The following is a 26,837-nucleotide window of genomic DNA, read 5'->3' as shown; positions in this document are numbered from 1 at the left end:
GGGGGCGCGGGCGTGGGGCCCGGCCGCGCCGCGGGGCCGGGGGGGTCGGCGGGGGGGGGGGGCGGCCCCCCCGCCCCGCCCCCCCCCCCCCCCTCCCGTCGTCACGTCGTCCCGTCGTCACGTCGCCGTCAGTCGGGCAGCCGCACGGACAGCGCGTGCCGGAAGACGTTCCTGGGGTCCCAGCGGGCCTTGACCTTCTGCAGGCGCGGGTAGTTCCCCTTGTAGTAGAGGGTGTGCCACGGCACTCCGGAGGTGTTCCACTCCGGGTCGGCCAAGTCGATGTCGGGGTAGTTGATGAAGGTGCCCTCGGTACGGTCGCCGGGCACCGGGACGCCGCCGGTGGTGGCGAAGACGTCGCGGTAGATCTCCCGGATCCAGGCGAGGTTGGCGTCGTCCTGTGTGGGATCCATCCATGTGGCCGACATCCACACCTTGATGATGGAGTCGCGCTGGGCGGTGGCGGTGGCCGTCTCCGGAACGGAGTTGACCTTCGCGCCGTACGAGTAGAGCGAGACCTCGCCCCACACCTGGGTGTCGGCGCTCAGATAGCGGTAGAGGGTGGCGGCCTGGGCCGCGGTCCACGGCTTGCGCAGATACGCGCCCTTGGACTTGGTCCGGTCGAACCCGCCGGTGTCGAACTTGTTGGCCAGCGTGCCGCGCAGCCACGGTTCCGTGCTCCGCTGGACGGCGGGCTCCACGCCCGTGCCCTCGTTGATCGCGGCCACGAAGTCGTTCAACAGCCCCTCGGCGCCGTCCAGTCCGCCGTCGATCTGGACGTCCAGCAGGATCTGTCCGGCCGCCTTGCTGTTGAGGTAGAAGACGCTGTGCAGACTGGCGTACGGGGTGTCGGCGGCGCTGTTGCGCTGGTGCCAGGCCCCGTGGTTGTCGATGATCCGGGTGAACGCCTTCTCGGTGAGGGCGGACCACTCCCAGGTCACGAGGTGCCGCAGGGTCGACTTCGGCGCCTTGGGCAGCAGCCCCGACGGGTCGTTTCCGGTGGCTCCGGGCGTACGGAACCAGTACCGGGTGACGATGCCGAAGTTGCCGCCGCCGCCCCCGGTGTGGGCCCACCACAGCTCGCGGTTGGGGTCGCCGGCCGCGCTGGTGGCCACGACCTTGCGGGCCCGGCCGGAGGCGTCCACGACGACGACCTCGACGGCGTGGAGGTGGTCGGCCACCACTCCGTCGCGGCGGGAGAGCGGGCCGTACCCGCCGCCGAGGACATGCCCGCCGACGCCCACCTGCGGGCAGACGCCCGCCGGGATGGTCACGCCCCAGTCGAGGTACAGGGTGCGGTACGCCTCTCCGAGGGTGGCCCCGGGTTCCACGGCGAACGCCCGCTTGGCGGAGTCGTAGAAGACCTGCCGCATCTCGGACATGTCGATGACGGCCCGCACGGCGGGGTCGTCCACGAAGCCCTCGAAGCAGTGGCCGCCGCTGCGCACGGCGATCCGCTGTCCCGCGTCCAGGGCCCGGTTCACCGCGTCGACGACCTGGTCCGCCGTGTGCACGACGTACACGGCGTCGGGTCTGCCGCGGAACCGTCCGTTGAATCCCCGGCTGACCAGGTCCTGGTAACGCCGGTCCGTCCGGTCCACCTGGACGAGCCCGGTCCTGGCGCCGCACGCGCCGCCCTGTGCCGCTTCCGGGACGGCGGCCTCGGCGGCCTGGACACCGGGGACGGCCGTGGTGACCACAGTGACCCCGCCGACCGCCGCCGCGCTGCCGAGGAATCCACGGCGCGTGAATTCGTTCAACACAGACACCTTTCCTTTCCGTGCATGCAATGTCTGACGTGCACCGTCGGCGGTTACGGCTCGACGGGCTCCAGAATCACCACGGGAATTTCCCTGGTGGTCTTCTTCTGGTAACTCTTGTACTGCGGGAAAAGCCCCGTCATGAGCTTCCAGAGATCCGGCTTCTCCTCGGCGGTCGCGGTACGGGCGCGCACGTCGAGATGTTCCTCACCGATCTGGACATGAGCCTCGGGCGAGGCGACGAGATTGAGATACCAGAGCGGATGCTCGGGCTTTCCGCCGTTCGAACCGACCACGACGACGTTGTCGCCGTCGCGGCCGTAGATCACCGCGGTGCGGCGCAGCTTTCCCGATTTCCGGCCGCGGGTGGTGAGAAGCAGGGTGTCGAGCCCGTACCACTTCGCCCCCTCCTTGCCGCCGCTGCGGTCGTAGCGGCGGATGTGCGCCGCGACCCAGCCCGTCGGACTGTCGACGGGCGCCTCCTCCGGCTGTTCCGACTGCCCCACTTGTTCCGGCTGTTCCGACTGCTCCTGCTGCTCCGCCTCGTGCTCCTCCGGCATGACCCCTCCGAACTAATCAAATTTGTCTAGCTACCACCCTAGTCACGCTGGACCCGGCGGCGCAATCAAATTTGAGTACCGGTACTCCGTAGGGACACCGGTACGTCAGTAGGGGCGTGCCCCGCCGAACGCGCTGGCCGGAACCGCGACCGGGGCCCGGCCCACCGCGAAACGGGGCTCGAAGTCGGTGTCCGCGTTCAGCACCGCCCGGTGCAGCCGCTGCACCTGGGGCCCCGGTTCCAGTCCGAGGCCCGCGACCAGCGCGCCCCGCAGCCGGTGGAAGACCTGCAGCGCCTGCGCCCTGCGGCCACTGAGGTGCAGGGCCCACATGTACTGGCCGTGCAGGCCCTCGTGCAGCGGGTTCTCCACCGTGAGGGCCGCCAGCTCGGCCAACACCTCGCGGTACATGCCGAGCCGCAGCTCCACGTCGACCAGGTACTCGAAGGCGGCGAGCCGGGACTCCTCCAGCTGCCGGCGCCGGCTCTCCAGCACCCGCCCGGCCGGTACGTCGACCAGCGCGGGGCCCCGCCACATCAGCAGCGCCTCGTTCAGGTCCCGTACCCCGGCCGCGTCGTCGCCGCGCACCAGCGCCTCCCGGCCGGAGGTCACCAGCCGGCGGTAGCGGTGCAGGTCGAGCGTGCCCGCCTCGGCGGCCAGCACGTATCCGCCCGCCCTGGTCACCAGGATGTCGCGGGCCACCTCGTCGGTGGTCAGCCCGGTGACCGCGGAGAACATCTTGCGCAGGTTCAGGATGTACGTCTGCAGCGTGGTCAGACCGCTGACGGGTGGATCGTCGTCCCACAGATCCCGCACCAGCGAGGGCACGGGCACCACCTGCCCCGTGTGGACGAGCAGCATCGCCAGTACGTTCCGCAGCTTCGGGGCGCTCGGGGCGGTCGTCTCCCCGTCCACCCGGACGTACAGCGGTCCCAGCACACCGAATTCCATCGCGCCTCCCCCTACCCCTGATCCGTGGCCTTCGAGGAATCCGCCGTCACGGACGGCGGTGCTCCTTCTCCGGCCACGGCTCACCGAGCTGGCGGTAGGTGCCCTGGTAGTCGGGCCAGTCGCGGTGGTGATGGATCTTGCCGTCGACGAAGTGGAGGAGGTGGATCTGCTCACCGGAGAACAGCCGACCGGTGGGGGCCATGCCGACCATCTCGCCGACGTGCCGCCCGTAGAGCACCAGCCGGGCGCGCACCCAGTCGCCGTTCTCCTCGATGGCCACCTCCTCCAGGCGCGCGTCCTCCGAGAACGTCCTCTTGACCCACGCGACATTGATCGCGAAAAGCTCAGGGCCACGCATCGAGGTGAATTCCAGAGTTCCCGGATTCATGTATTCCGGATGGATGTACTCGGCCACGTCGTCCGTTTTCCCGGTGTTGTACGCCTCCACCAGGCGCCGGACGCTCGCTATCTGGTCGCTCACGTTTTCTCCTCGCGAATCGGTACGAAATCGGTCCCGAATCATCCGCTGTCGACGCTGAATCGGTCACCGCCGATCCGGAACCGGTGCGGCGGTCCGTTCCGGAATCAATTCTTAGGAGACGCGATCCTCCGGAACAAGAGCGGATCGGCCTCCCGGGGACTTCTTTGCTTTGTGTCCAGCGGCGGTCCAGTGGCACTCCAAGGCCTCTCCATCCGTGCCCGAGACCGGCGGGGAAAAGTGGTGTGTCCACCGAGAGAGCGGGAGATTCAGTGGACACGTCCACGTACAAATCCGAAGTGGCGGCGGCCTTCAACAGCGCCGCGGCGTCCTACGACCGGCTCGGCGTGGAGTTCTTCACTCCGATGGGCCGGCGCCTGGTGGAACGCGCGGCCCCCGGCGAGGGCGCACGGGTCCTCGACGTCGGCTGCGGCCGGGGAGCCTGTGTCTTCCCCGCGGCCGAGCGGGTGGGGGCGACGGGCCGTGTCGTGGGCATCGACGTCGCCGAGGCGATGATCGAGGAGGCCGCGAAGGAGGCCGCGCTGCGCGATGCCGGCACGGTCGAGCTGCGGGTGATGGACGGGGAGCACCCCGACTTCGAACCGGGCTCCTTCGACGTCGTCCTGGGCAGCTACAGCGTCATCTTCCTGCCCGACGCGCCCGCGGCACTGGCCCGGTACGCGCCGCTGCTCTCCCCCGGCGGGCGGCTCGCCTTCACCAGCCCGGTGTTCAGCGAGGACACCTTCCCCTTCCTCCCGCCGGTGTTCACCGAACTCATCCCGCGCGAGCTGCTGCTCGACCTGCCGCCGCAGTGGCAGCCCGAGCGGCTCTCGCAGCGCTTCAACAGCTGGCTCGCGGACCCGGCCGACCTCGCCCGCACCCTGGAGAAGGCGGGCTTCCAGGACGTGTCCGTCGTCGACGAGTCCGTCCGGCTGGTGGCCGAGTCCGGGACGGCCTGGGTGGACTGGTCGCACACGCAGGGCATGCGTCTGCTCTGGAACCACCTCGCGGACGACAAGCGGCAGCAGCTGCGCGAGCGGCTGATCACCTCGCTCGACGCGATGCGGGACGGGGACGGGCCGCTCACGATCGACACACCCGTCCGGTACGTCACGGCGACCGTACGCACCTGATCACGCCCTCGCGCCCCTCAGGGGCGCGGGAAACTACGCGACCAGCCCCCACCGCCCCGCAGAAAACCAAGCCCACGCCCGCCCCTCAGGGGCGCGAGGAACTGCGCGACCAGCCCCCACCGGCCCGCAGGTGACGAAGCCGACGCCCCGCCCCCGTGCAATGACCGGGGGCGGGGCGTCAGCGGTGTACGGCTGTATGCGGGGTGCGACTGCACGCGGGGGTGCGGCGCCGCGCCGCCGTACGTGCCGTCAGGCGGTCGGCGCGGGGTGCGGGTGGGCTGCGGTCGTGACGGCGTGTCCCGCCGCCGTGATGCGCGCCACCGCGGCCTCGATCGCGGCCCGGTCCGCCTCCGGTGGGCCCGGTCGGGCCGGCAGCAGGGACACCACCGTGCTCGTGCCCCGCCGGACGGCCGGGTGGCGGCGGGCCACCTGGGACAGGCCCTGTCCGGGACCCACCTCCACCAGCAGGTGATCGCCCGTCGCCAGCAGCCCCTCCAGCGCGGGCCAGAACAGCACCGGCGCCACGGGCTGCCGTGCCCAGAAGGACGGGTCGTCGATGTCGGCCCGCGTCAACGGGGCGGCGGTGTACGCCGAGTGGACCGGCGGGGAGGGGGTGTTCTTGGGCACCGCTGCGAAGCGTTCGGCCGTGCCCTGGCAGGCCGGTTCCAGCATGGGGCTGTGGAAGGCGCTGAGCGAGGGGACCCGGCGGCACACGAACCCGGCCTCCCCGAGCGCGCGGCCGGCCTTGTCCAGCGGTCCGTCAGGGCCGGCCAGGATGGTCTGGCGCGGGGCGTTGACCGCGCCCACGACCACGTCCCCGCTCAGATACGGCTCCACCTCCGCGGTGGACGCGGCGACCGCGAGCATGCCGCCCGGCGGGGCCTTCGCCAGCCGCCCGACCCGGTCGAGCACCAGGCCCACCGCGTCCCGTGTGCCGAACACCCCGGCCAGCACCGCCGAGGCCAGTTCCCCGATGCTGTGCCCGAGGAGGGCGGCCGGGCGCACGCCCCAGCTCAGCACCAGTCGGCCCAGCGCGAGGTCCACCGCGAAGAGCAGCGGCTGCGAGCGGGTGACGTGGTCCAGTTCCGTGGCGGGCCGTTCGGCCAGCCAGTCCTCGCGCAGCGGACCGCCCTCGGGGCCCGCCGCGTCGAAGAACTCGTCCATCGCCGCGGTGAACACCGGCTCGTACCCGTACAGGCCCGTGGCCATCAGCGGATGCTGGGAGCCCTGGCCCGGCAGCAACAGGGCCACGGGCAGCGGGCGTTCGGCGGTCATGCGGCGCCTCCTACAGAGGTCGGGGGTGGTGTCGTGGCCGCCCAGGCGGGCCGTTCGAGCATTTCGACGACCGCGCAGGAGTAGGTGAACCCGGCGCCCACGCTCATCCACACGACGAGGTCCCCCGCGCCGAGGCTCCCGGACGCGACCAGGTGGTCGAACCCGGCGATCTGGTCGCCGGCGCCGAGGTGCCCGATGCCGCGGCTCCACTCCCAGGTGGTGCGTTCCTCCGCGATGCCGAAGCGGGCGAGGTGTCCCGCCCGCAGCCGCTTGCGGCCCAGGTGGGGCAGGACGAACCGGTCGACGTCGGCGAGCGTGACCCCGGCGGCGGCGAGGGCCCGTTCGACGGCGGCGTCCTGCGCGGCTCCGCTCGCCGCGATCACCTGGGGCACCCGGTGGGTGGCCAGGAAGTCCTTCTTGCAGGCGTCCAGGTCGACCACCGGCCGGTGGCTGAACGGGGCGTGGCCGAACGGGTCGTCACCGCGGTGCATCCCCTCCAGCTCCGGCACGGAGACGGTGGCCAGGCCCCGGATCCGCGCGAAGCCCTCCGCCGAGGACAGCACGAGGGCGGTGCCCCCGTCCCCGTAGAAGGTGCCGGAGTCGCTGCGCCAGCGGTCGAAGCCGGGTGGGCGGAAGGCGTCGCCGGTCGTCAGCAGGACCCGGCGGTCCGGCTCTCCGGCCGCCGGTCCGGCCCGCAGATGGTCGACCGCGAGCCCGAGCCCGGCCATGCCCCCGTTGGAGACCTGGCCGAGCTCGATCGCGGGGCACCGGTTGCCGACGGCGGCGCGCTGGACGTACGAGGCGGGCGCCCACAGGTCGTGCCCCTGGTAGAAGAAGCTGGCGTGCAGGATCAGCGACACGTCACCGGAGCCCGACGCATCACCGGAGCCGGGCACGCCACCGGAGCGGGACTCGCGGTCGGAGCCGGTGCCGGAACCGGAGTCGGTGCCCGCGTGCCGGAGGCCGGACCGCTCAAGGGCGGTCCGGGCCGCGCGGGCCGCCATCTCGGGGGCCGGCTCGTCCTGCGCCACGGCCACCGACAGCATGCCGGTGGCCGTGGCCAGGGCCTCGTCGCACAGCCCGGCCGCGACGGCGTCCGCGACCGGGGTGCGCGGCGGCAGCCAGACCGCGCACCCCGCGATCCGGATGTCCGGCGCGGGACTCTCCACGGCGGGAGTTCCCCCGGCGCCGGCGCCCGCCTCGGTCATCAGGCGGCCCCCGCCGCGGGCATGCGGTCGGCGAGCGCGGCGTTCACGGCGGCGACGAACGCCGCGGGGGTCAGCGCCTCGCCGAGCGTCTCCTCGGGCAGCGTGATGCCGTGGCCGCGCTCGACCCTGCTGATCGCCTCCATGAGGGCCAGGGAGTCGTAGCCGAGCAGGGCGAACTCCTGTTCCGCGGCGGCGCTCGACAGGTCGACGGCCTCCTCCTCGCCCGCGCACTCACGCATGATCTTGAACAGGTCCTCGGTGGTGAAAGCGGACATGACGTCTCCTCGGTAAGGGGTGGTGGATGGGTCTCAGGCCGCCGCGGGACCGCGTACGACCATGGCGCTGTTGAAGCCCCCGCGGCCCCGCGCCAGTACCAGCGCGGCGTCTCCCGTGACGGGCCGCGGGGCGCCGGTCACCAGGTCGATGTCGTGGCCCGTGGTCTCCTCGACGTGGACCGTCGGCGGGACGACGCCGTCCCGCAGGGCGAACAGGGCCGTGACGAGATCGAGCGGCGCGGCGCCCGAGTAGAGGCGTCCCGTCATGGTCTTGGGGACCGTGACCGGTACACCGCCGGGCCCGAAGACCGCGGTCAGGGCCTGGGCCTCGACGCGGTCGGGTTCCGGTTCACCGGCGCCGTCCGCGAGGACGAACGCGATGTCACCGGGCCGCAGTCCGGCGTCGTCCAGCGCCCCGCGGACGGCCCGTTCCAGGTTGGAGGGGCGGCCCGAGCCCGGGCGGGGGTCGAAGGTGGCGGCGTACCCGCCGATCTCCCCGTGGACCCGTGCCCCGCGTTCCCGGGCCCGGTCCGCGTCCTCCAGGGTGAGGATCGCTCCGCCCTCGCCGGGCACATGGCCGTCGGCGGCGGCGTCGAAGGGCAGATAGGCGCGGGTCGGGTCCTCGCTCCCGCTGAGGATGCCCGCGGAGATCTGCGCGGCGAGCCCGTACGGGCACAGCGAGGCGTCCATGCCGCCCGTCAGCATCAGCGGGGTGCCCCTGCGGATGCGGCGCCTGGCCTGGGCGACCGCGTCGAGGCCGCCCGCCTGGTCGGTGACGAGGACCCCGGTGGGCCCGCGCAGATCGTGCCGGATGGACACCTGGCCCGAGTTGACCGCGTAGAACCAGGCGAAGGACATGTACGCGCTGACGTGCTTGGGGTCCTTGCCCCACAGGTGGCCCAGTTCGCGCTGGCCGAACTCGAAGCCGCCGGAGGCGCTGGCGGTGACCACCCCGCGCTCGTCGGCGGGCAGGCTGTCGGCGTTCAGCCCTGCGTCGGCGAGCGCCCAGTCGGCGCCCGCGAGGGCGAACTGCGTGGTGCGGTCGGTCTGCGGCACGAGCCGGCTGGGGATGTGGTCGCGCACCGAGAACCCGGTGACCTCCCCGGCCAGCCGGGAGGGGTACGAGGAGGGGTCGAAGCGGGTGATGCGGGCGATGCCGCTCTCCCCGCGCAGGGTCGCCGCCCAGTACTCCTCGGCCCCGATCCCGTTGGGCGCGAGCACGCCGACCCCGGTGACCACGGCCCTGGCGGTCCCGGCCGCGGTGGTCGTCGGCCGGGCGGTCGTGGGCGCGGTGGTCATGGGCGCTTCCCTTCGGACGCGGTGAGCACCATCGCGCTCTGGAAGCCGCCGAAGCCGCTGCCCACCGTCAGCACGGTGTCGACGGGCTGGTCGCGGGCGGTCAACGGCACGTAGTCGAGGTCGAGTTGGGGGTCCGGTTCGTGCAGTCCCGCCGTGGGGGGAATCACGCCGTGCCGGATCACCAGGGCGGAGGCGGCGGCCTCGATGGAGCCGACGGCGCCGAGCGAGTGGCCGATGACCGCCTTGATGGAGCTGACCGGGACGCGGTGGGCGTGCTCGCCCAGGCTGTGCTTGATGGCAGCCGTCTCGTGGATGTCGTTCTGCCGGGTGGCCGTGCCGTGGGCGTTGACGTAGCCGACGGTCTCGCGGTCGATCCGGGCGTCGTCGAGCGCGCCGGTGATGGCGGCGGCCATCTCCAGGCCGTCGGGACGCAGTCCGGTCATGTGGTGGGCGTTGGCGCGGGCGGCGAAGCCGGCGATCTCGGCGTACACCTGCGCCCCGCGCCGCAGGGCCGACTCCCGTTCCTCCAGTACGAGGACGGCGGCGCCCTCGCCCAGGACGAAGCCGCTGCGGGTCCGGTCGAAGGGCCGGGAGGCGTGGCCGGGGGTGTCGTTGCGCGGCGAGGTGGCCTTGATGGCGTCGAAGCAGGCCACGGTGATCGGCGCGATGGGGGCGTCGCTGCCCCCGGCGATCATGATGTCGGCGCTGCCCTCACGGATGAGTTCGACGGCGTGGCCCAGGGAGTCGAGGCCGGAGGTGCAGCCCGCCGAGACGAGCGCGGCCGGGCCCTCGGCGCCGGCCTCCCAGGCGACCTCCGCCGCCATCGAGCTGGGTACGAAGTAGTCGTAGAGGTACGGGGTGCCCGCCGCGTGGTCGACCAGCCACCGCTTGCCGCCGTCGCTGCGGGCGACGTACTCCTCCTCCAGTTTCAGCGTGCAGCCGACGGCGGAGCCGAGGCTGACGCCGGTCCGGTGCGCGTTGCTCCCGTCGATCTCGACGCCGCTGTCGGCCAGCGCCTCGCGGGCGGCGACCAGGGCGAACTGGGAGGCGCGGTCCAGCCGGGCGGTGTCCCGGGCCGACAGTCCGTGGCGGGCCCCGTCGAAGTCGCATTCGGCAGCCATCCGGGAGCGGAACGGCGTCGCGTCGAAGGCCGTGATGGTCCTGGTCGCGGAGACTCCGGAGACGATGCGTTCCCAGAACGCCTTCGTGCCGATGCCGCCCGGGGCGATCACTCCGAGGCCGGTGATCACCACCCGCCGGGCGGTCATATCCCCTCCCCCGTGCCGGCCGCCCCGTCGAGCGCGGGGCCCTCGGACGCCGGCCCCCCGGACTCCGCTGTGCCGTCGCGGCGCTGCCGGGCCAGATACAGTTCCGGCCGGCTTTCGGCGAGGGCGCGCAGCGCGCCGGCGTGCGGCTGGAAGTCGGCGTGCGAGACGGCCGCGCGGAACGAGGCGACGTCCCGCCACTCGGCGACGTTGACGTACTGGCCGGGCCGCTCCGCGTGCCGGGAGAGCGTGTGCCGGATCAGGCCCGGCTGCCGCGCCATGAACGCGGACGTCCGCGCGAACTCCTTCTCGAACACCTCGGGTTCGGCGTGCACGGTGAAGGTGTTCACGAAGGTCACGGCGCCGGCCTCCCTGGCGTCTGGCTCGTGATCCGTCATCAATGGCCTCCTCGTTCAACGGTGTTGCCCGGTATTGCCCGGTGTTGTCAGGTCTGTTTTTGACCCGTTCGTGTGACCTGGCATCGCTTGACATCGTGCGATCGTTCGTGTCGCTCCACGCTGCGTGCCTGGTCTCGCAGGCGGGTGGAAGGCCGCTGGAGCCCGGGCCGGGCCGTGGGTCGAGCGTGATTCGAGCGGCCGCTGAAACCCTCGCTGTCGTCCGGCATCCGGAGCGGACACCCATCACGGGCACCCACCACGGACCTCCACCACGGACGTCCGTGGCAGACACCCGTCGCAGCCATCCGTCACAGACACCCGTCGCAGCCACCCCGCAGGGACCGCTGAGGAGCCGTCATGCCGCCAGCAGCAGAGAGCGTCGCCATCGTCACCGGTGCCACCAGCGGGATCGGTCTCGCCGTGGCCCGGAGCCTGGCCGAGGGCGGGGCGCGGGTCTTCATCTGCGCCCGCGACGGCGACCGGGTCGCCCACACCGTCAAGGAACTGCGCGAGGCCGGCCACGAGGTCGACGGCGCCTCCTGCGACGTACGGGACACCGCGCGGGTACGCGCCTTCGTCCAGGAGGCCAGGGACCGGTTCGGCCCCGTCGGCGTCCTGGTGAACAACGCTGGCCGCAGCGGTGGCGGCCACACCGCGCAGATACCCGACGAGCTGTGGCTCGACGTGATCGACACCAACCTGAACAGCGTCTTCCGGATGACCCGGGAGGTGCTGACGACCGGCGGAATGCTGGAGCTGAGCACCGGACGGATCGTCAGCATCGCCTCGACGGGCGGCAAGCAGGGCGTGGCGCTGGGAGCGCCCTACTCGGCGTCGAAGCACGGCGTGGTCGGCTTCACCAAGGCCCTCGGCCTGGAACTGGCGAAGACGGGCATCACCGTCAACGCCGTCTGCCCCGGCTATGTCGAGACGCCGATGGCCGAGCGGGTGCGCCAGGGCTACGCGGGCGCCTGGGACATCACCGAGGACGAGGTGCTGGAGAAGTTCGAGGCGAAGATCCCCCTCGGCCGCTACTCCACGCCGGACGAGGTCGCCGGGCTCGTCGGCTATCTGCTCTCCCCGACGGCCGCGTCGATCACCGCCCAGGCGATGAACGTCTGCGGCGGGCTCGGCAACTACTGACAGCGGGCCCGGCCGCCCGGCCGCGGGCGGACAGCCCGGGGACCGGGCGGACCGGGCGGACAGAGGGGATCAGCATGGCGCACGAGACGCAGCACGAGACGCACAGGACCGAGCACACGATCACGGTGGCCGCCGCCCCGGAGGCCGTCTTCGGCCTGGTGGAGCGGGCGCAGGACTGGCCGTTCGTCTTCCCGCCGAGCCTGCACGTGGAGTATCTGGAGCGCTCGGACGACGAGGAGCGGCTGCGGATCTGGGCCACCGCCAACGGCGAGGTCAAGTCCTGGACCTCGCGGCGGACCCTGGACCGCGACGGGCTGCGGATCCGCTTCCGCCAGGAGGTCTCCCAGGACCCCGTCGCCGCGATGGGCGGCGAGTGGATCGTCGAGGCGCTCCCCGGCGGCGGCAGCCGGGTGCGGCTGCTGCACGACTTCCGGGCGGTGGACGGCCTGGAGCGCAACGTCAGCTGGATCCTGGAGGCGATCGAGCGCAACAGCGGCGCCGAGCTGGCCGCGCTGGAGTCCGCCGCGCTGCGCACCGGCACCGACGAAGCCCCGTACACCTTCGAGGACTCGGTGCGGATCGACGCCCCGGCGCAGGAGGTCCGGGACTTCCTGCACGACGCGGGCGAGTGGCAGGAGCGGCTGCCGCACGTCGCCCGGGTGCTGCTGAAGGAGGACACGCCCGACGTCCAGCACCTGGAGATGGACACCCGTACGCCCGACGGCTCGACGCACACCACGGCCTCGGTGCGGATCTGCCTGCCCGACGGGCGGATCTCGTACAAGCAGCTGCAGACCCCGGCCCTGATGTCGGTGCACACCGGTGAGTGGACGGTGCGGGAGATCCCGTCCGGCTGCGTGGCCGTCTCCCGGCACACCGTGGTCGTCAACGCCGCGGCCGTCGGCAAGGTCCTCGGCGCCGGCGCCACCACCGCCGACGCCCGCACCTTCATCCGGGACGCGCTCGGCGGCAACAGCACGATCACCATGCGGCACGCCAAGGAGTACGCGGAGGGGCGGGCGAAGTCCGAAGCGGTGCCGCCCGCCGAGTACGCCTCGATCCAGCGGTTCTACGCCCGGCAGATGCGGCTCCTCGACGAGGGCGAGGGGGACGCCTGGGCGGACACCTTCGCCGAGGACGGGGCCTTCGACCAGAGCTCGTTCGCCGAGCCTGTGCGCGGCCGGGCGGCGATCGCGGCGGCGGTGCGCGGCCGGCCCGCGGCGCCCGCCGGCACGGTCCGCCGGCACTGGCTGGGCCTGCCGGCCGCCTGGCGGTTCCCGGACGGTTCGGTGCGCACGGGCTACGACGCCCTGGTCGTGTCGACCGCGGCGGGCGCCGCTCCACAGATCCGGCTGAGCACGTCGTGCCAGGACGTCCTCGTCGCCGACGAAGGCGAGGACGGGGCCGGAGACGGGGCCGGCTGGCTGGTGAAGCACCGGTACGTCGGCCACGACGGGCAGTGAGAACCGCCGCACGCCACCATCTGCTCTGCGAAGAGGGAGATCGATGAAGGTCCTGTTCACCACGTTCGCCGCGAAGTCCCATATGCATGCCCAGGTCCCGCTGGCCTGGGCCCTCCAGACCGCCGGTCACGAGGTCCGTGTCGCCAGCCAGCCGGACCTGGCGGAGGACATCACCCGTACCGGGCTGACCGCCGTGTGCGTCGGTGAGCCGCTGCTCCTGGAGGAGCAGATGCAGCGGGTCAACGAGGGCCTGGGCGACGACGCCGAGATCATGGAGAGCCAGGCGGAAGCCGGGATGGACATGACGGAGACCCGTCCCGAGATGCTGACCTGGGACCACGTCCTCGGGGTGTTCACCTCGATGACGGCGATGGCCTTCCAGAACTCCTGCCCGGAACGCATGATCGACGACCTGGTCGCGTTCAGCCGCGAGTGGCAGCCCGACCTGGTCGTCTGGGACACGCTGTCCTTCGCCGGACCGGTGGCCGCGCAGGTCACCGGCGCCGCCCACGCCCGGCTGCTGTTCGGGCTCGACCTGCTGGGCCGGATGCGCGAGACCTTCCTCGACCTCCAGGCGGAGCGGCTGCCCGAGCAGCGGGACGATCCGCTGCGCGAGTGGCTGACCTGGACGCTCGGCCGCTACGGCGCCGGGTTCGAGGAGGAGGTGGCGGTCGGCCAGTGGACGATCGACCCGGTGCCGCCGTCGATGCGGTTCCCGGTGAAGCAGCCGTTCGTCCCGCTGCGGTACATCCCCTACAACGGCCAGGCCGTCATCCCTGACTGGCTGCACGAGCCGCCGAAGAAGCGCCGGATCTGTCTGACCCTTGGCGTGGCCCACCGCGAGGTGCTGGACGGCGACCGTGCCTCCATCGGCGAACTCGTCTCGGCGCTGGCGGAGCTGGACGTCGAGGTGGTCGCGACCCTCAACGAGAAGCAGCTCGCCGGTCTCGAACTCCCCGACAACGTACGGGCCGTCGACTTCGTCCCGCTCAACGCGCTGCTGCCGACCTGCTCCGCGGTCATCCACCACGGCGGCAGCGGCACCTTCCAGACGGCGCTCGCGCACGGGGTCCCGCAGCTGATCGTGCCCGACATGGTCTGGGACACCATCCACAAGGCGAAGCAGCTGGAGAAGACCGGCGCGGGTCTCTATCTGCACGACGTCGACCACTACACCGCGCAGGACCTGCGCGACCACGTGCTGCGGCTGCTGGACGAGCCGTCGTTCGCGGAGAACTGCGCGCGGATCCGCCGGGAGATGGTGGGGACGCCGAGCCCCAACGACATCGTCCCGGTGCTGGAGAAACTCGTGGCGGAACACCGCGCGACCCGCCGCACACCGGCGACCGCGACCGCCGGCGACACCGTCCGGGGGGAGCTGTAGATGACCACCGCCGTGAGGTTCCGCGAACTCGCCGTGTCCGGCGCGTACGCCTTCAACCCGCCCGTCTTCGAGGACGACCGCGGCCTGTTCACCTCGCCGTACCAGGAACCGGCGTTCGTGGAGGCCCTGGGACACCCCCTCTTCCCCGTCGCGCAGTCCAACCACAGCAGGTCCAGGCGCGGCACCGTCCGGGGCATCCACTACACGGTCACCCCGCCGGGCGTCGCCAAGTACGTGTACTGCGCCCGGGGCCGTGCCATCGACATCGTGGTGGACATCCGCGTCGGCTCGCCCACCTTCGGCCGCTGGGACTCCTCCGTGCTCGACCAGGAGACCTTCGGCGCCATGTACTTCCCGGTCGGCGTCGGACACGCCTTCATCGCCCTGGAGGACGACACGGTGATGTCGTACATGCTCTCCGGGAGTTACGAGGCCCAGCACGAGCTGTCCCTGTCCCCGCTGGACCCGGCGCTCGGCCTGCCCATCCCGACGGACGTGGCACCCCTGCTGTCCGCGCGGGACACGGCCGCGCCCCTGCTCGCCCAGGTGCGGGCGGAGGGCGGCCTGCCGGAGTACGACAAGTGCCGTCGGATCGAGGCCGCACTGTGGCGGCCCTGAGCGGTCGGCCGCCGGCCGAGGGGTCCCGGGTCGCGGTGCTCGGGGCCACCGGCTGCGTCGGCCGCTGTGTGAGCGCCGCGCTGGCCCGCGAGGGACACGAGGTACTCGCCGTCGCCCGGCGCGGCGGGCCCGCGGCGGCGGGGCACGTCTTCGCCGGCCTCGACGTGGCGGCGGTCCCGCCCGCCGAACTCGCGCGGCTGCTCACCCGGCACCGGGTGAGCACCGTGGTCAACGTGACGGGCGGCTGGGGCACGACCGAGGAGGAGATGCGGTACGCCCACATCACCCTGGTCGAGCGGCTGGTGAAGGCCGTGACCCTGATGGACGACCGCCCGCGGCTGATCCATGTCGGCTCGATCCACGAGTACGGTCCGGTGGCCGAGCCGCTCGCCATCGGCGAGGACCTGGAGCCCCGGCCGGCCACCATGTACGCGCGCACCAAGCTGGCCGGCTCCGAGCTGGTGCTCGACGCCACCAGGGCGGGCCGCGTGGACGGGCTGGTGCTGCGCGCGGTGAACGTGTGCGGCCCCCGCACCACCCGGGCCAGCTTCCTCGGGGCGGTCGTCGACCGGCTGCGGGCCGCGGACGCGAGCGACCCGGTGACACTGCGGGTCGCGGACGCGCGGCGGGACTTCATCGACGTGCGCGACCTGGCCGAGGCCGTGGTCCTCGGCGTGGCGTCACCGGCCACCGGACAGGTCGTCAACATCGGCCGCGGCGAGGCCACCGCCATGCGCGAGCTGGTGGACCTGCTGGTCGCCGCCTCGGGGCTGCCGCCGCAGGCGATCCGGGTCGAGGACGGGCCCATCGCCAGCAAGGGCGGCGGCTGGACCCTGGCCGACATCCGGCTGGCCGGCGAACTGCTCGGCTGGAAGCCCCGGATCCCGCTGGCCGAGGCGATGCGGGCGACCTGGGAGACCCCCGCCGACTGAACGGCCGCGCCGGGCGAGCCGCGTACGCCCCTCCACGCTTCCATCCACGACGAGGAGTTCAGATGGCCGATGTGACGGCCCGTATCGCCAGGTCGGCCGCGGCGGTGGAGAGCCCGCGGACCGATCTCGCCGGATTCGACGACTGGTTCGCCGAGTACGGGGAGCAGATCTACACGACGGCCGAGCGGATACCGCTGGCGGCCCTCGACCAGTGGTACCAGACCCCGGTCACCGGTGATCTGCGGCACCGCAGCGGCAAGTTCTTCACGGTCCACGGCCTTCGGGTGCACGATCCCGGCAACGCCGTGCCCTGGTGGGACCAGCCCATCATCGACCAGCCCGAGGTGGGCATCCTCGGCATCCTGATCAAGGAGTTCGACGGGGTCCCGCACTTCCTGATGCAGGCCAAGGCCGAACCGGGCAACCCCGGCGGACTGCAGCTGTCCCCCACCGTGCAGGCGACCCGCAGCAACTACACCGGCGTCCACAAGGGCAAGCCCGTGCCGTACGTGGACTACTTCCGGGACACCTCGCGGCACCGGGTGCTCGCGGACGTCCGGCAGTCGGAGCAGGGCGCCTGGTTCTACCGCAAGCGCAACCGCAACATGGTGGTGGAGACGACCACCGAGGTGGAGGTCCTGGAGGGCTTCCGCTGGTTCACGCTCGGGCAGCTGTACCGGCTGCTGTCGCGCGACGACATCATCAACATGGACGCGCGCACCGTACTGGCCTGTCTGCCGCACGCCGCGCGGCCGGACGGCGCCCTGCACGGGATGACCGACGTACTGAGCTGGATCGCCGGCGCCCGCTCGCTGGCGTCGGTGCACACCGAGCGGATCGCCCTCAACGCGCTCGACGAGTGGCGGCACGGCGAGATGGGCTACGCGCACGAGAGCGGCGGCTTCTTCGACGTCATCGGGGTCTCCGTGACGGCCGCGGGCCGTGAGGTCGGCACCTGGCGCCAGCCGATGATCGAGCCGCGCGGCACGGGCGTCATCGCCTTCCTGACCCGGGAGATCGGCGGGGAGCCGCACGTCCTGCTGCACGCCCGCACCGAGCCGGGCTATGCGGACGTGGTGGAACTGGCGCCGACCGTGCAGTGCGTGCCGGACAGTTACGCCTGGCTGCCGCCCGCGGCCCGGCCCCGCCATCTCGACGAGGTGCTGGCCGCCGGGCCCGGGCGCATCCGCTACGAGGCCGTGCTCTCCGAGGAGGGCGGCCGCTTCTTCCACGCCCGCAACCGCTATCTGATCGTGGACAGCGACGTCCCCGAGGATCCCGGCCACCCCGACTACCGGTGGCTGACCATGGACCAGCTGACGCAGCTGCTGCGGCACAGCCACTACCTCAACGTGCAGGCCCGGAGCCTGGTGGCGTGCTGGCGCGCACTGCGGGCGGCCGACTCCACCGGGTGACCTCTTGAGAGCGCCCCTGCGCACACCGAAGGCCCGGCGGGATCCCTCCGCCGGGCCTTCGGTGTGCGCGGGGCGGGCCGGGGCGGGCCCGCCGCACGGGCTCAGAGGCTGTCCAGCACGTCACGCACCGCGCTGATCACCTTGTCCTGGATGTCCGGCGCGAGGGCCGGGTACATGGGCAGCGAGAAGATCTGGCCCGCCAGTTCCTCGGTGACGGGCAGCGAGCCCGCCGGGTAGCCGAGGTGGGCGAAGCCGGACATCGTGTGCACCGGCCAGGGATAGCTGATGTTCAGTTCGATGTCGTACGTCTTCAGGGCCTTGATGATGTCGTCGCGCCGGGGGTGGCGCACCGTGTAGACGTAGTACACGTGCTCGTTGCCGGGGACGGTGTGCGGCAGCACCAGGTCGGTGTCGCCGAGCCCCTCCTCGTAGCGGCGGGCGACGGCCTGCCGCCCTTGTACGTAGGTGTCGAGGCGGCCCAGTTTGCGCCGCAGGATCTCGGCCTGCACCTCGTCGAGCCGGGAGTTGTGGCCCGGGGTGCCGACGACGTAGTACCGCTCCTCCATGCCGTAGTAGCGCAGCCGGCGCAGGGCACGGTGGGCGTCGTCCCGGGAGGTCACTACGGCCCCGCCGTCGCCGTAGGCGCCGAGCACCTTCGTCGGGTAGAAGGAGAAGGCGGCGGCGTCCCCGGTAGTGCCGGCCAGCCGTCCGTCGCGGCGGGCGCCGTGGGCCTGGGCGCAGTCCTCGACGAGGACCAGGCCGTGCTCGGCGGCGAGTGCCTCCAGGGGTGCCAGGTCGACGCACTGCCCGTAGAGGTGGACGGGGAGCAGGCACCGGGTCCGGGGCGTGAGGACGGCGGCCACCTGCTCGGTGTCCATGAGATAGCTGTCCGGGTGGACGTCGACGAACACCGGGGTGGCGCCCACCGAGTCGATCGCGATCACGGTGGGGGCCGCGGTGTTGGACACCGTGACGACCTCGTCGCCGGGGCCGACGCCGAGCGACTGGAGCGCCAGCTTGATCGCGTTGGTGCCGTTGTCGACGCCTACGCAGTGGCTCGCGCCGTGGTAGCCGGCGAACTCCTGCTCGAAGCCGCGGACACTGTCACCGAGGACGAGCTGACCCGAGTTGAAGACCGTTTCCACGGCGTCCAGAATATCGGCGCGTTCGTTCTCGTATTCCTGCCGGTAGTCCCATACGAGAGTCGTCATCGAATTCGCTTCCCTCCCATTGCTGACATGATTTCCTTGCCGCAGGGCGTCACCATCCCCTCGCAGCACATCACATGGCCGGGCCGGCCCACAACCCCGGTTTCCCCTCTATTACCGCTCGAATTTCCCTGGACCAGGGGATTTCCTGCTTGCTGCCGAACGAATTCGGTCGTTAGCATGGGCATAAATCGAGGACAGGGGCATACCCATGAAGGGGATTATTCTCGCCGGCGGTACGGGAACAAGGCTCCATCCGATAACCGTTTCCGTGTCGAAGCAGCTTCTCCCGGTCGGCGACAAACCGATGATCTACTATCCGCTCTCGGTGCTGATGCTCGCGGACATCAAGGAGATCCTGCTCATCTGCACCGAGCGCGATCTGGACCAGTTCCGCCGCCTCCTGGGCGACGGCTCGCAGCTCGGCGTCCGCATCGACTACGCCGTGCAGAACCGGCCGGCCGGGCTGGCCGAGGCCTTCGTCATCGGCGCCGACCATGTGGGCGACGACGACGTGGCGCTGGTCCTGGGCGACAACATCTTCCACGGCCACCACTTCTACGACCTGCTCCAGAGCAACGTCAGGGACGTACAGGGCTGTGTGCTGTTCGGTTATCCCGTGGAGGACCCGGAGCGCTACGGGGTGGGCGAGACCGACGCGTCGGGGCGCCTGGTCTCCCTGGAGGAGAAGCCGGCCCGGCCGCGTTCCGACCTCGCCATCACGGGCCTCTATCTGTACGACAACGAAGTGGTGGACATCGCCAAGAACCTCCGCCCCTCGGCGCGCGGAGAACTGGAGATCACCGACGTCAACCGGAATTACCTGGCCCGCGGCCGAGCCCGTCTGGTCGACCTCGGCCGCGGTTTCGCCTGGCTCGACGCCGGAACTCCGGAATCCCTGCTCCAGGCCGCTCAATATGTGCGGACCCTCGAAGAACGGCAGGGTGTGCGCATCGCCTGCGTCGAGGAGGTCGCGCTCCGGATGGGATTCATCGACGCGGAATCCTGCCACCGGCTCGGCGAGAAGATGTCCCAGTCGGGATACGGCCAGTACGTGATGTCGGTGGCCCGCGAAATGGCGCCCTGAGCATCCCGGCCGCTTCCCGGCCGGCCTCCTCCCGCCCGGCTTCTCTCAGTTCTTCTCGCGTACACCGATCTCCTCGCGTACACCGACGAAAAGGCCGCGGCCGGTGGGACCGTCCTCCAGGAATTCCACGGAGCAGCCCGCGTCGGTGAACGCGGAGACGTACTCCTCCTTGGTGAACAGGTGCAGTACGTCGATCTCGGTGAACTGCTGGATACCGGCGGCGTCCCCCACGGTGAAACGGACCTCCATGCGGGTGGCCCGGCCCTTGCGGGTGGTGTGCGAGATCCGCGCGATCGTGCGGTGCTCCTCACGGGCCAGGTCACCCGCGACATAGCCCTCGATGAAGTTCTCGGGGAACCACCAGGGTTCGACGACCAGGACGCCGCCGGGCTCCAGGTGCGCGGCCATCGACCGGACGGCGGACCGCATGTCGTCCAGCGTCCCCAGATAGCCGATGGCGCAGAACATGCAGCTCACCGCGGTGTAGGTACGGCCCAGCGAGAAGTCGCGCATGTCGCCCGCGTGGACCGTGGTGCCGGGCAGCCGCTGTTCGGCGAGCCGGCGCATCGGCTCCGCTATCTCCAGCCCCTCGGCGACCTCGAACCGCTCGCCGAACACGCTGAGATGGGCGCCCGTGCCGCAGGCCACGTCGAGCAGCGAGTCGGCTCCCGGGCGGCGTTCGGCGATGAGCCGCGAGACGTCCGCGGCCTCCTCCCCCCAGTCCTTGCCGCGGCTGCGGTAGACGGCCTCGTACACGTCCGCGAGTTCCCGGCCGTACATGTGTGTCTCCTCCCGTTGTCGCCCTGGTGGGCGTGGAACGTGGTCCGCTCGGCCGCGGTGCTTCCCGGCCGCCCTGTCACTCGTCCTCGTCGAGCAGGGCCACCGCCCTCGCCCAGCCCGCGCCGGCACCGGCGATCCGTACGGGGAAGCACGCGAGACGGAAGCCGCGGGAGACGGGCAACTGCTCCAGCCCCGCGAGCCGTTCGATCTGGCAGTACTCCCGGTCGCGGCCGATCATGTGGGCGGGCCAGAGCACCGAGCGGTCCCCGGTCTCCCGGTAGCGGCCGATGATGTCGCCGAACGGCGCGTCCAGGCTGAAGGCGTCCGTGCCGATCACCCGTACACCTTGGTCGAGCAGCAGGTGCACGGCCGAGCCGTCGAGCCCGGTGAAGTCCGTGAAGTACTTCTGCGTCCCCGACCACGCGTCGGCGCCGGTGCGCAGCAGCACGATGTCCATGGGCGACAGGGTGTGGCCGATCCGGTCCAGCTCCCGCTGGAGCACGTCGGCGCCGACCGCGCCGGTGCCCTGGTCGCTCAGGTCGAGGACCACCGCGGGCCGGAAGAACCAGTCGAGCGGCATCTCGTCGATGTGCCGGGGCGGGCCGTCCCGGTAGGAGGCGCGCGTCCCGTAGTGCGAGGGCGCGTCGATGTGCGTCCCGGTGTGGGTCGTCAGCTGGAGCCGGTCGAGCGAGAGGAACTCGCCCTCCGGCAGGACGGCCGGATCGAAGTCGATCCCGAAGTGGTCGCGCATCTCCTCGCTCATGTGCGTGGCGGCCTCCTTCGGGCCGAGCACGTCGTGCACCACGGGATCGGGTTCGAAACCCGCCGCGTCCACGGGCGAGGACAGGTCGATGATGCGCACACGAGCCTCCCGGCGATGGGTTTCCGCAAGCGTTCCGCCGGCGTTCCTGCAAGCCGGCCAGCCCATGCTCACCAGCGCGGCTAGAGAAGCGTTGGAGCCCGGCTGTACGGCCGCCAGCGCCAGGGCCTGTCCGGCGCTCGACCGATCCTGGAGGGCTCACTGCCACCGTCGTGACCTCACCCGGAACCCGGGAACGGGAGCGGCGGAAGGAACACGGCATGGCGGTACAGGCCCCGACGGCCCCGACGGACGTCTACGCCGAGGTACAGCACTTCTACGCACGGCAGATGCGGGATCTGGACTCGGGCGAGGCCGAGACCTGGGCCGGCACCTTCACCGAGGACGGCGCGTTCAAGCCGCCCTCGCTCCCGGAGCCGGTGCGCGGTCGCCCGGCCCTGACCGAGGGCGCCCGGCAGGCCGCGGCGGGCCTCGCCGCCGCAGGCGGGATCCACCGCCACTACGTCGGCATGCTCACCGTCACCCCGGCGGACGACGGCTCGCTGACCGCCGAGAGCCTGGTCTCGATCGTCGCCGTCCCGCGGGGCGGCCCCGCCCGACTGCACCTGGTGTGCGTCTGCCGGGACGTCCTCGTGCGCGAGGCGGGCGAACTGCTGGTCAGGGACAGGGTGGTGACCCGTGACGACCGGCCGTAGCGGGAGTCGACCGCGAATCGAGCGCCCCGGCCTACGGTCCCGGACATGAGCGCGACACCCGACACGAACGCGGTACGGGGCACGAACGCGGCACGGGCCACCGGAGCGACCCCGGCCCCGATCCCGGCCCCGGGCGCGGCACAGGACCCCGCCGCGCCCCGGGGCGTGATCGTCACCGGCGGCGGGACCGGGATCGGCCGGGCCGTGGCCCGTGCCTTCGCCGACCGCGGCGACCGTGTGCTCGTCGTGGGCCGCACGCCCGCGACCCTCGCCCGGACCGCCGAGGGCCGTCCCGGCATCGACGTCCTCACCGCCGACCTCACCGACCCGGACACCCCGCGGGCCGTCACCGACGCGGCACTGGACGCGTTCGGCCGTATCGACGTACTGGTCAACAACGCGGCCTCCGGCGGTTTCACCGCCCTCGCGGAGACCAAGCGGGAGGCGGCCCGCGACCAGCTCGACACCAACCTCCTGGCCCCGCTGCTGCTCACCCGGCAGGCCCTGGACGCCCTCGCGGCGGAAGGCGGCGGAACCGTGCTGAACATCGGCTCGGCCGGCGCGCTGTACCGCCGCGCCTGGCCGGAGAACGGGATCTACGGTGCCGCCAAGGCCGGGCTCGACTTCCTCACCCGGACCTGGGCCGTGGAACTCGCGCCCCGCGGCATCCGGGTCCTGGGCCTCGCCCCGGGCGTGATCGACACCGGTATCGGTGAACGGTCCGGCATGACACCGGAGGCCTACGCGGGCTTCCTCCGGCACATCGCCAGCGTCGTCCCGGCCGGACGGGTCGGCCGCCCCGAGGACATCGCCTGGTGGGCGGTCCAGCTCACCGACCCGCGTGCCGCCTACGCGACCGGCGCGGTGCTCGCGGTCGACGGCGGCCTGTCCCTCACCTGAAACCCGCACCACGCCCCGCTGTGCCACACCCCGCCCCGAAGGAGACTGCCGTGACCGACACGGAAACCGACGAGACGACCCCCGCCGCACCCGGGCAGGCCCGGCAGACCCAGCAGGTCCGGCAGACCGACAGCGAACTCGGCCGCCATCTGCTGACCGCCCGGGGCTTCCACTGGATCTACGGGACCAGCGGCGACCCGTACGCCCTGACGCTGCGCGCGGAGAGCGACGACCCGGTGCTGCTGGCCCGCGGCATACGGGAGGCGGAGACCCCGCTGTGGCAGAGCGCGGCCGGGGCCTGGGTCACCGGCCGGCACGCCGTGGCCGCCGAGGTGCTGGCCGACCCGCGGCTGAGCCTGCGGCACGCCGATCTGCCCGGCCTCCAGCGGCACGTCTTCTCGGACGCGTGGAGCAATCCGCTGCTGTGCCACATCATTCCGCTGGACCGTGCCTTCCTGCACGCCTCGGGCGCCGACCACGCGCGCTGGGAGCGGTCGGCGGCCCCGGTGCTCGGCGGGGCCGCGGCGGACGGCCACCGCAAGCACGCCGAACGCGTCCACCAGGAGACCGCCGACGGGCTCGGTGCCTCCTTCGACCTCATGGCGGACTACTCCCGCCCGGTGGCGACCGAGGCCGCCGCCGCGCTGCTCGGCGTCCCGGACGCGCAGCGCGAGCGGTTCGCCGACGCCTGTCTCGCCCTGGGCGTCGCGCTCGACGCGGCCCTCTGCCCGCAGCCGCTCGTGGTCACCCGCCGGCTCACCGAGGCGGTCGAGGACGTACGCGCCCTCGTCGCCGACCTCGTCGCGGCGCGGCGGACCGAGCCGGGCGACGACCTGCTCAGCACGGTGCTGCGCGCGGGCTCCGACGGTTCGACCTCCTCCGCAGCCGAGGATGCGCTCGCCGTCGGAGTACTGACCGCCACCGTGGGCGTCGAGTTCGCCGCCGGGCTGGTCAACAACGCCGTGGAGGCGCTGCTCGCGCACCCCAGGCAGTGGGCGCTGCTCGGCGAGAACCCGGAACTCGCGGCCGGGGCCGTGGAGGAGACGCTGCGTCACGCGCCGCCGGTGCGGCTGGAGAGCCGGATCGCCGCCGAGGACCTCACGCTGGCCGGCCAGGACATCCCCGCCGGCGCCCAGGTCGTCGTCCATGTCGGCGCGGCCAACCGGGACCCCGAGGTGTTCCTGGCGCCGGACCACTTCGACCTCACCCGGCCCGTGGGACAGGGGCAGTTGTCGCTGTCCGGCTCGCACACCTCTCTGTTCGGGGCGTTCGCCCGGCTCCAGGCGGAGACCGCGGTACGCACCCTGCGGGAGCGCCACCCGCGGCTGGCACCGGCCGACGGTGTGCAGCGCCGGATGCGCTCCCCCGTCCTGGGCGGAGTGCTGCGGTTCACCCTGACCACCTCCGAGTGAGCACGGAAACGGAGAGAGGACCGACATGCGGGTTCTGCTGACGTCCTTCGCGCTGGACGCGCACTTCAACGGGTCCGTGCCGCTCGCCTGGGCGCTGCGGGCCGCCGGGCACGAGGTCCGGGTGGCGAGCCAGCCCGCGCTGACGGGGAGCATCACGGCGGCCGGACTGACCGCCGTCCCGGTGGGGGCCGACCCCGGTCTCGACGCGATGGTGAAGGGGGTGGGCGACTCCGTGCTGTCCCACCACGCCGACCAGTCGCTGGACCCCGACGCCCCCGGCCAGCTCACCCCCGCCTTCCTCAAGGGCTGGGACACGATGATGACCGCCACCTTCTTCGCCCTGGTCAACGACGATCCGATGGTCGACGAACTCGTCGCGTTCGCCCGCGACTGGCGGCCCGACCTCGTCCTGTGGGAGCCGTTCACGTTCGCGGGGGCGGTGGCCGCGAAGGTGACCGGCGCGGCCCACGCGCGCGTCCTCTCGTTCCCGGACATGTTCATGCCCATGCGGCAGGCGTTCCTCGCCCAGCTCGGCCCCGCTGCGACGGCCGGTCCCACGGGCCCGGACGGCGCACCGGGGCCGGCGCACCCCGAGGACTCCCTCGGCCAGTGGCTCCAGTGGACGCTCGGCCGCCACGGCCTGCCCTTCGACGAGGAGGCGGTGACGGGGCAGTGGTCGGTGGACCAGGTGCCCCGCAGCTTCCGCCCGCCGTCGGACGCCCCGGCCGTCCCGATGCGCTACATCCCCTACAACGGCCCGGTGCCCGCGGTCGTACCCGACTGGCTCCGCGTCCCGCCGGCCCGCCCGCGGGTCTGCGTCACCCTGGGACTGACGGCCCGGACCTCCGAGTTCCCGAACGCGGTCCCCGTCGACCTGGTCCTCAAGGCGATCGAGGGGCTCGACATCGAGGTGGTGGCCACGCTCGGCGCCGAGGAGCGGGCGCTGCTCACCCATGTCCCCGACAATGTGCGCCTGGTGGACCACGTACCGCTGCACGCGCTGCTGCCGACCTGCGCGGCCGTCGTGCACCACGGCGGTGCCGGGACCTGGTCGACCGCGCTCGTCGAAGGGGTCCCGCAGATAGCCATGGGCTGGATCTGGGACGCGATCGAGCGGGCCCGCCGCCAGCAGGAACTGGGCGCGGGTCTCCATCTCCCCTCCCACGAGGTGACGGTGGAAGGGCTGCGCAACAGGCTCGTACGGCTCCTGGAGGAGCCCTCGTTCAAGGAGGCCGCCGCCCGGTTGCGCACCGAGGCGGAGTCCGACCCGACCCCGGCGGAGGTCGTCCCCGTACTGGAGCGGCTGGCCGCCCAGCACCGCGCCCACGGGCGTCGACGTCTCGGAGGTACGTCCGCATCATGCGTGTCCTGATCACCGGCGGCGCCGGTTTCATCGGATCCCACTACGTGCGCTCCCTGCTGGCCGGCGGTCTGCCCGGACCCCGGCCGAGCCGGGTGACCGTCGTCGACCTGCTCACGTACGCCGGAAGCACGGACAACCTGCCGCTCACGGACCCGCGCCTCGACTTCCACCGGGTGGACATCCGGGACCTCGACGCGGTCCTGAAGGTGTTCCCGGGGCACGACGCGGTGGTGCACTTCGCGGCCGAGACCCATGTCGACCGTTCCCTGACCGGGCCCGCGGAGTTCGTGACCACCAACGTGCTGGGCACGCAGACGCTGCTGGAGGCGAGCCTGCGCTGCGGGGTGGGCACCTTCGTGCACGTCTCGACGGACGAGGTCTACGGGTCCATCGCCGAGGGCACCTGGACGGAGGAAGAGCCGCTGCTGCCCAACTCGCCCTACGCGGCGTCGAAGGCGGGCAGCGACCTCGTCGCCCGCTCCTACTGGCGCACCCACGGGCTCGACGTGCGCACCACCCGATGTGCCAACAACTACGGTCCGCGCCAGCATCCGGAGAAGCTCATCCCGCTGTTCGTCACCGAGCTGCTGGCCGGCCGGACCGTGCCGCTGTACGGGGACGGCGGCAACGTCCGCGAGTGGCTGCACGTCGACGACCACTGCCGGGCCGTCCACGCGGTGCTGACCGGCGGCCGGGCGGGCGAGATCTACAACATCGGCGGCGGTACGCATCTGACGAACCGCGAGATGACGGGCAGGCTCCTCGACCTGTGCGGCGCGGACTGGTCCCGGGTCCGGCGGGTGCCCGACCGCAAGGGCCACGACCTGCGGTACGCGGTGGACGACTCGAAGATCCGCGACGAGCTCGGCTACCGGCCGCTGCGGTCGCTCGACGACGGTCTGCGCGAGGTCGTCGACTGGTACCGCGACCGGCTGACGCGGATGCCCGCGACGGCCGAGCGGGTCTGACCCGCCCCGGCCACGACACGCGACGGGAAGGGCCGGCCCCCGCGGGGGCCGGC

Annotated in this window: 26 protein-coding genes; 13 read left to right on the top strand and 13 right to left on the bottom strand. The window is 72.2% G+C overall.

Annotated elements, in window-relative coordinates; translation table 11 throughout:
* Nucleotides 1–128 precede the first annotated feature (128 nt).
* The 4 genes from ACFVH5_RS35130 to ACFVH5_RS35115 all read right to left on the bottom strand — a co-directional run bounded on the left by ACFVH5_RS35130 (nucleotide 129) and on the right by ACFVH5_RS35115 (nucleotide 3,746).
* Nucleotides 129–1,757, bottom strand: coding sequence for an FAD-binding oxidoreductase (locus ACFVH5_RS35130; RefSeq protein ID WP_385837727.1), 1,629 nt, complete (start codon nucleotides 1,755–1,757; stop codon nucleotides 129–131).
* 53 nt (nucleotides 1,758–1,810) lie between these two features.
* Nucleotides 1,811–2,317 carry a nitroreductase family deazaflavin-dependent oxidoreductase gene (locus tag ACFVH5_RS35125; RefSeq protein WP_385837726.1) on the bottom strand — a complete coding sequence of 169 codons (507 nt, stop codon included), beginning with the start codon at nucleotides 2,315–2,317 and terminating at the stop codon, nucleotides 1,811–1,813.
* Nucleotides 2,318–2,422: 105 nt separating this feature from the next.
* Nucleotides 2,423–3,265 carry a BTAD domain-containing putative transcriptional regulator gene (locus tag ACFVH5_RS35120; RefSeq protein ID WP_385837725.1) on the bottom strand — a complete coding sequence of 281 codons (843 nt, stop codon included), beginning with the start codon at nucleotides 3,263–3,265 and terminating at the stop codon, nucleotides 2,423–2,425.
* A gap of 46 nt (nucleotides 3,266–3,311) precedes the next feature.
* Nucleotides 3,312–3,746, bottom strand: coding sequence for an ester cyclase (locus tag ACFVH5_RS35115; protein ID WP_328496330.1), 435 nt, complete (start codon nucleotides 3,744–3,746; stop codon nucleotides 3,312–3,314).
* Between the two features lie 269 nt (nucleotides 3,747–4,015).
* Here ACFVH5_RS35115 and ACFVH5_RS35110 point away from each other — a divergent pair, with 269 nt between their 5' ends.
* Nucleotides 4,016–4,876, top strand: a complete 861-nt coding sequence (locus tag ACFVH5_RS35110; protein ID WP_385837724.1) for a class I SAM-dependent methyltransferase — start codon at nucleotides 4,016–4,018, stop codon at nucleotides 4,874–4,876.
* Between the two features lie 249 nt (nucleotides 4,877–5,125).
* Here the strand turns inward: ACFVH5_RS35110 and ACFVH5_RS35105 are convergent, their stop codons facing one another.
* From ACFVH5_RS35105 to ACFVH5_RS35080, 6 genes are read right to left on the bottom strand one after another with little or no spacing between them, the layout of a single operon-like run.
* Nucleotides 5,126–6,151 carry an acyltransferase domain-containing protein gene (locus ACFVH5_RS35105; protein WP_385837723.1) on the bottom strand — a complete coding sequence of 342 codons (1,026 nt, stop codon included), beginning with the start codon at nucleotides 6,149–6,151 and terminating at the stop codon, nucleotides 5,126–5,128.
* Complete coding sequence (locus tag ACFVH5_RS35100; RefSeq protein ID WP_385837721.1) at nucleotides 6,148–7,359, bottom strand: ketoacyl-ACP synthase III family protein; 1,212 nt, start codon at nucleotides 7,357–7,359, stop codon at nucleotides 6,148–6,150. Before ACFVH5_RS35100 ends, ACFVH5_RS35105 begins: the two co-directional genes overlap by 4 nt.
* On the bottom strand, nucleotides 7,359–7,634 hold the full coding sequence (locus ACFVH5_RS35095; protein ID WP_384802581.1) for an acyl carrier protein: 276 nt from the start codon (nucleotides 7,632–7,634) through the stop codon (nucleotides 7,359–7,361). The genes ACFVH5_RS35100 and ACFVH5_RS35095 overlap by 1 nt, the downstream gene beginning before the upstream one ends.
* A gap of 33 nt (nucleotides 7,635–7,667) precedes the next feature.
* On the bottom strand, nucleotides 7,668–8,933 hold the full coding sequence (locus ACFVH5_RS35090; RefSeq protein WP_385837720.1) for a ketosynthase chain-length factor: 1,266 nt from the start codon (nucleotides 8,931–8,933) through the stop codon (nucleotides 7,668–7,670).
* The gene (locus ACFVH5_RS35085) at nucleotides 8,930–10,201 is read right to left on the bottom strand and encodes a beta-ketoacyl-[acyl-carrier-protein] synthase family protein (RefSeq protein ID WP_385837719.1); all 1,272 of its coding nucleotides are present in this window, start codon (nucleotides 10,199–10,201) and stop codon (nucleotides 8,930–8,932) included. Before ACFVH5_RS35085 ends, ACFVH5_RS35090 begins: the two co-directional genes overlap by 4 nt.
* Nucleotides 10,198–10,596, bottom strand: a complete 399-nt coding sequence (locus ACFVH5_RS35080) for an antibiotic biosynthesis monooxygenase family protein (RefSeq protein ID WP_385837718.1) — start codon at nucleotides 10,594–10,596, stop codon at nucleotides 10,198–10,200. The genes ACFVH5_RS35085 and ACFVH5_RS35080 overlap by 4 nt, the downstream gene beginning before the upstream one ends.
* Before the next feature lie 357 nt (nucleotides 10,597–10,953).
* On the opposite strand from ACFVH5_RS35080, the gene ACFVH5_RS35075 reads away from it, so the two are divergent.
* From ACFVH5_RS35075 to ACFVH5_RS35050, 6 genes are all read left to right on the top strand, one after another.
* Nucleotides 10,954–11,739 (top strand): SDR family NAD(P)-dependent oxidoreductase, encoded by a 786-nt coding sequence (locus tag ACFVH5_RS35075; RefSeq protein ID WP_385837717.1) that lies wholly within the window; start codon nucleotides 10,954–10,956, stop codon nucleotides 11,737–11,739.
* Nucleotides 11,740–11,813: 74 nt separating this feature from the next.
* Nucleotides 11,814–13,202, top strand: coding sequence for an SRPBCC family protein (locus ACFVH5_RS35070; protein ID WP_385837716.1), 1,389 nt, complete (start codon nucleotides 11,814–11,816; stop codon nucleotides 13,200–13,202).
* 43 nt (nucleotides 13,203–13,245) lie between these two features.
* Entirely contained in the window at nucleotides 13,246–14,586 is a 1,341-nt protein-coding gene (locus ACFVH5_RS35065) for an activator-dependent family glycosyltransferase (RefSeq protein WP_385837715.1), read from the top strand.
* On the top strand, nucleotides 14,587–15,204 hold the full coding sequence (locus tag ACFVH5_RS35060; protein ID WP_384802561.1) for a dTDP-4-dehydrorhamnose 3,5-epimerase family protein: 618 nt from the start codon (nucleotides 14,587–14,589) through the stop codon (nucleotides 15,202–15,204).
* Complete coding sequence (locus tag ACFVH5_RS35055; protein ID WP_385837714.1) at nucleotides 15,192–16,136, top strand: NAD-dependent epimerase/dehydratase family protein; 945 nt, start codon at nucleotides 15,192–15,194, stop codon at nucleotides 16,134–16,136. Before ACFVH5_RS35060 ends, ACFVH5_RS35055 begins: the two co-directional genes overlap by 13 nt.
* Nucleotides 16,137–16,198: 62 nt before the next feature.
* Nucleotides 16,199–17,551, top strand: coding sequence for an NDP-hexose 2,3-dehydratase family protein (locus ACFVH5_RS35050; protein ID WP_384802555.1), 1,353 nt, complete (start codon nucleotides 16,199–16,201; stop codon nucleotides 17,549–17,551).
* 101 nt (nucleotides 17,552–17,652) lie between these two features.
* Here the strand turns inward: ACFVH5_RS35050 and ACFVH5_RS35045 are convergent, their stop codons facing one another.
* Nucleotides 17,653–18,762: a DegT/DnrJ/EryC1/StrS family aminotransferase gene (locus ACFVH5_RS35045; protein ID WP_385837712.1), complete on the bottom strand. Its 1,110-nt coding sequence runs from the start codon at nucleotides 18,760–18,762 to the stop codon at nucleotides 17,653–17,655.
* Nucleotides 18,763–18,970: 208 nt separating this feature from the next.
* On the opposite strand from ACFVH5_RS35045, the gene rfbA reads away from it, so the two are divergent.
* Entirely contained in the window at nucleotides 18,971–19,846 is an 876-nt protein-coding gene (rfbA, locus tag ACFVH5_RS35040; protein WP_385837711.1) for a glucose-1-phosphate thymidylyltransferase RfbA, read from the top strand.
* Nucleotides 19,847–19,891: 45 nt separating this feature from the next.
* Here rfbA and ACFVH5_RS35035 read toward each other — a convergent pair whose 3' ends face one another.
* Both ACFVH5_RS35035 and ACFVH5_RS35030 read right to left on the bottom strand, forming a co-directional pair.
* Nucleotides 19,892–20,626: a class I SAM-dependent methyltransferase gene (locus ACFVH5_RS35035; protein ID WP_384802546.1), complete on the bottom strand. Its 735-nt coding sequence runs from the start codon at nucleotides 20,624–20,626 to the stop codon at nucleotides 19,892–19,894.
* 76 nt (nucleotides 20,627–20,702) lie between these two features.
* Nucleotides 20,703–21,488 carry a cyclase family protein gene (locus ACFVH5_RS35030; protein ID WP_384802543.1) on the bottom strand — a complete coding sequence of 262 codons (786 nt, stop codon included), beginning with the start codon at nucleotides 21,486–21,488 and terminating at the stop codon, nucleotides 20,703–20,705.
* 218 nt (nucleotides 21,489–21,706) lie between these two features.
* Between ACFVH5_RS35030 and ACFVH5_RS35025 the strand changes: the two genes are divergently transcribed.
* Genes ACFVH5_RS35025 through rfbB form a run of 5 tightly spaced genes read left to right on the top strand, consistent with a single transcriptional unit; the run spans nucleotide 21,707 to nucleotide 26,784 of the window.
* On the top strand, nucleotides 21,707–22,141 hold the full coding sequence (locus ACFVH5_RS35025) for a nuclear transport factor 2 family protein (protein WP_385837710.1): 435 nt from the start codon (nucleotides 21,707–21,709) through the stop codon (nucleotides 22,139–22,141).
* A gap of 45 nt (nucleotides 22,142–22,186) precedes the next feature.
* On the top strand, nucleotides 22,187–23,041 hold the full coding sequence (locus tag ACFVH5_RS35020) for an SDR family NAD(P)-dependent oxidoreductase (protein WP_385837708.1): 855 nt from the start codon (nucleotides 22,187–22,189) through the stop codon (nucleotides 23,039–23,041).
* Nucleotides 23,042–23,091: 50 nt separating this feature from the next.
* Complete coding sequence (locus tag ACFVH5_RS35015; RefSeq protein ID WP_385837707.1) at nucleotides 23,092–24,453, top strand: P450-derived glycosyltransferase activator; 1,362 nt, start codon at nucleotides 23,092–23,094, stop codon at nucleotides 24,451–24,453.
* 25 nt (nucleotides 24,454–24,478) lie between these two features.
* The gene (locus tag ACFVH5_RS35010) at nucleotides 24,479–25,825 is read left to right on the top strand and encodes an activator-dependent family glycosyltransferase (RefSeq protein ID WP_385837706.1); all 1,347 of its coding nucleotides are present in this window, start codon (nucleotides 24,479–24,481) and stop codon (nucleotides 25,823–25,825) included.
* Nucleotides 25,813–26,784: a dTDP-glucose 4,6-dehydratase gene (rfbB, locus tag ACFVH5_RS35005; protein WP_385837705.1), complete on the top strand. Its 972-nt coding sequence runs from the start codon at nucleotides 25,813–25,815 to the stop codon at nucleotides 26,782–26,784. Before ACFVH5_RS35010 ends, rfbB begins: the two co-directional genes overlap by 13 nt.
* Nucleotides 26,785–26,837: the final 53 nt, after the last annotated feature.

This window comes from Streptomyces sp. NPDC127119 (assembly GCF_042677425.1).
GTDB lineage: Bacteria > Actinomycetota > Actinomycetes > Streptomycetales > Streptomycetaceae > Streptomyces.
The sequence above is the reverse complement of the archived record's forward strand: the minus strand, read 5'-3'. Positions and strand labels throughout refer to the sequence as shown.

What these genes read in the sequence shown, in the direction of transcription:
- ACFVH5_RS35125 (WP_385837726.1), bottom strand. Translation starts at nt 2,317, where the DNA reads ATGCCGGAGGAGCACGAGGCGGAGCAGCAGGAGCAGTCGGAACAGCCG.
- ACFVH5_RS35120 (WP_385837725.1), bottom strand. Translation starts at nt 3,265, where the DNA reads ATGGAATTCGGTGTGCTGGGACCGCTGTACGTCCGGGTGGACGGGGAG.
- ACFVH5_RS35105 (WP_385837723.1), bottom strand. Translation starts at nt 6,151, where the DNA reads ATGACCGCCGAACGCCCGCTGCCCGTGGCCCTGTTGCTGCCGGGCCAG.
- ACFVH5_RS35100 (WP_385837721.1), bottom strand. Translation starts at nt 7,359, where the DNA reads ATGACCGAGGCGGGCGCCGGCGCCGGGGGAACTCCCGCCGTGGAGAGT.
- ACFVH5_RS35095 (WP_384802581.1), bottom strand. Translation starts at nt 7,634, where the DNA reads ATGTCCGCTTTCACCACCGAGGACCTGTTCAAGATCATGCGTGAGTGC.
- ACFVH5_RS35090 (WP_385837720.1), bottom strand. Translation starts at nt 8,933, where the DNA reads ATGACCACCGCGCCCACGACCGCCCGGCCGACGACCACCGCGGCCGGG.
- ACFVH5_RS35085 (WP_385837719.1), bottom strand. Translation starts at nt 10,201, where the DNA reads ATGACCGCCCGGCGGGTGGTGATCACCGGCCTCGGAGTGATCGCCCCG.
- ACFVH5_RS35080 (WP_385837718.1), bottom strand. Translation starts at nt 10,596, where the DNA reads ATGACGGATCACGAGCCAGACGCCAGGGAGGCCGGCGCCGTGACCTTC.
- ACFVH5_RS35075 (WP_385837717.1), top strand. Translation starts at nt 10,954, where the DNA reads ATGCCGCCAGCAGCAGAGAGCGTCGCCATCGTCACCGGTGCCACCAGC.
- ACFVH5_RS35070 (WP_385837716.1), top strand. Translation starts at nt 11,814, where the DNA reads ATGGCGCACGAGACGCAGCACGAGACGCACAGGACCGAGCACACGATC.
- ACFVH5_RS35065 (WP_385837715.1), top strand. Translation starts at nt 13,246, where the DNA reads ATGAAGGTCCTGTTCACCACGTTCGCCGCGAAGTCCCATATGCATGCC.
- ACFVH5_RS35060 (WP_384802561.1), top strand. Translation starts at nt 14,587, where the DNA reads ATGACCACCGCCGTGAGGTTCCGCGAACTCGCCGTGTCCGGCGCGTAC.
- ACFVH5_RS35050 (WP_384802555.1), top strand. Translation starts at nt 16,199, where the DNA reads ATGGCCGATGTGACGGCCCGTATCGCCAGGTCGGCCGCGGCGGTGGAG.
- ACFVH5_RS35045 (WP_385837712.1), bottom strand. Translation starts at nt 18,762, where the DNA reads ATGACGACTCTCGTATGGGACTACCGGCAGGAATACGAGAACGAACGC.
- rfbA (WP_385837711.1), top strand. Translation starts at nt 18,971, where the DNA reads ATGAAGGGGATTATTCTCGCCGGCGGTACGGGAACAAGGCTCCATCCG.
- ACFVH5_RS35035 (WP_384802546.1), bottom strand. Translation starts at nt 20,626, where the DNA reads ATGTACGGCCGGGAACTCGCGGACGTGTACGAGGCCGTCTACCGCAGC.
- ACFVH5_RS35025 (WP_385837710.1), top strand. Translation starts at nt 21,707, where the DNA reads ATGGCGGTACAGGCCCCGACGGCCCCGACGGACGTCTACGCCGAGGTA.
- ACFVH5_RS35020 (WP_385837708.1), top strand. Translation starts at nt 22,187, where the DNA reads ATGAGCGCGACACCCGACACGAACGCGGTACGGGGCACGAACGCGGCA.
- ACFVH5_RS35010 (WP_385837706.1), top strand. Translation starts at nt 24,479, where the DNA reads ATGCGGGTTCTGCTGACGTCCTTCGCGCTGGACGCGCACTTCAACGGG.
- rfbB (WP_385837705.1), top strand. Translation starts at nt 25,813, where the DNA reads ATGCGTGTCCTGATCACCGGCGGCGCCGGTTTCATCGGATCCCACTAC.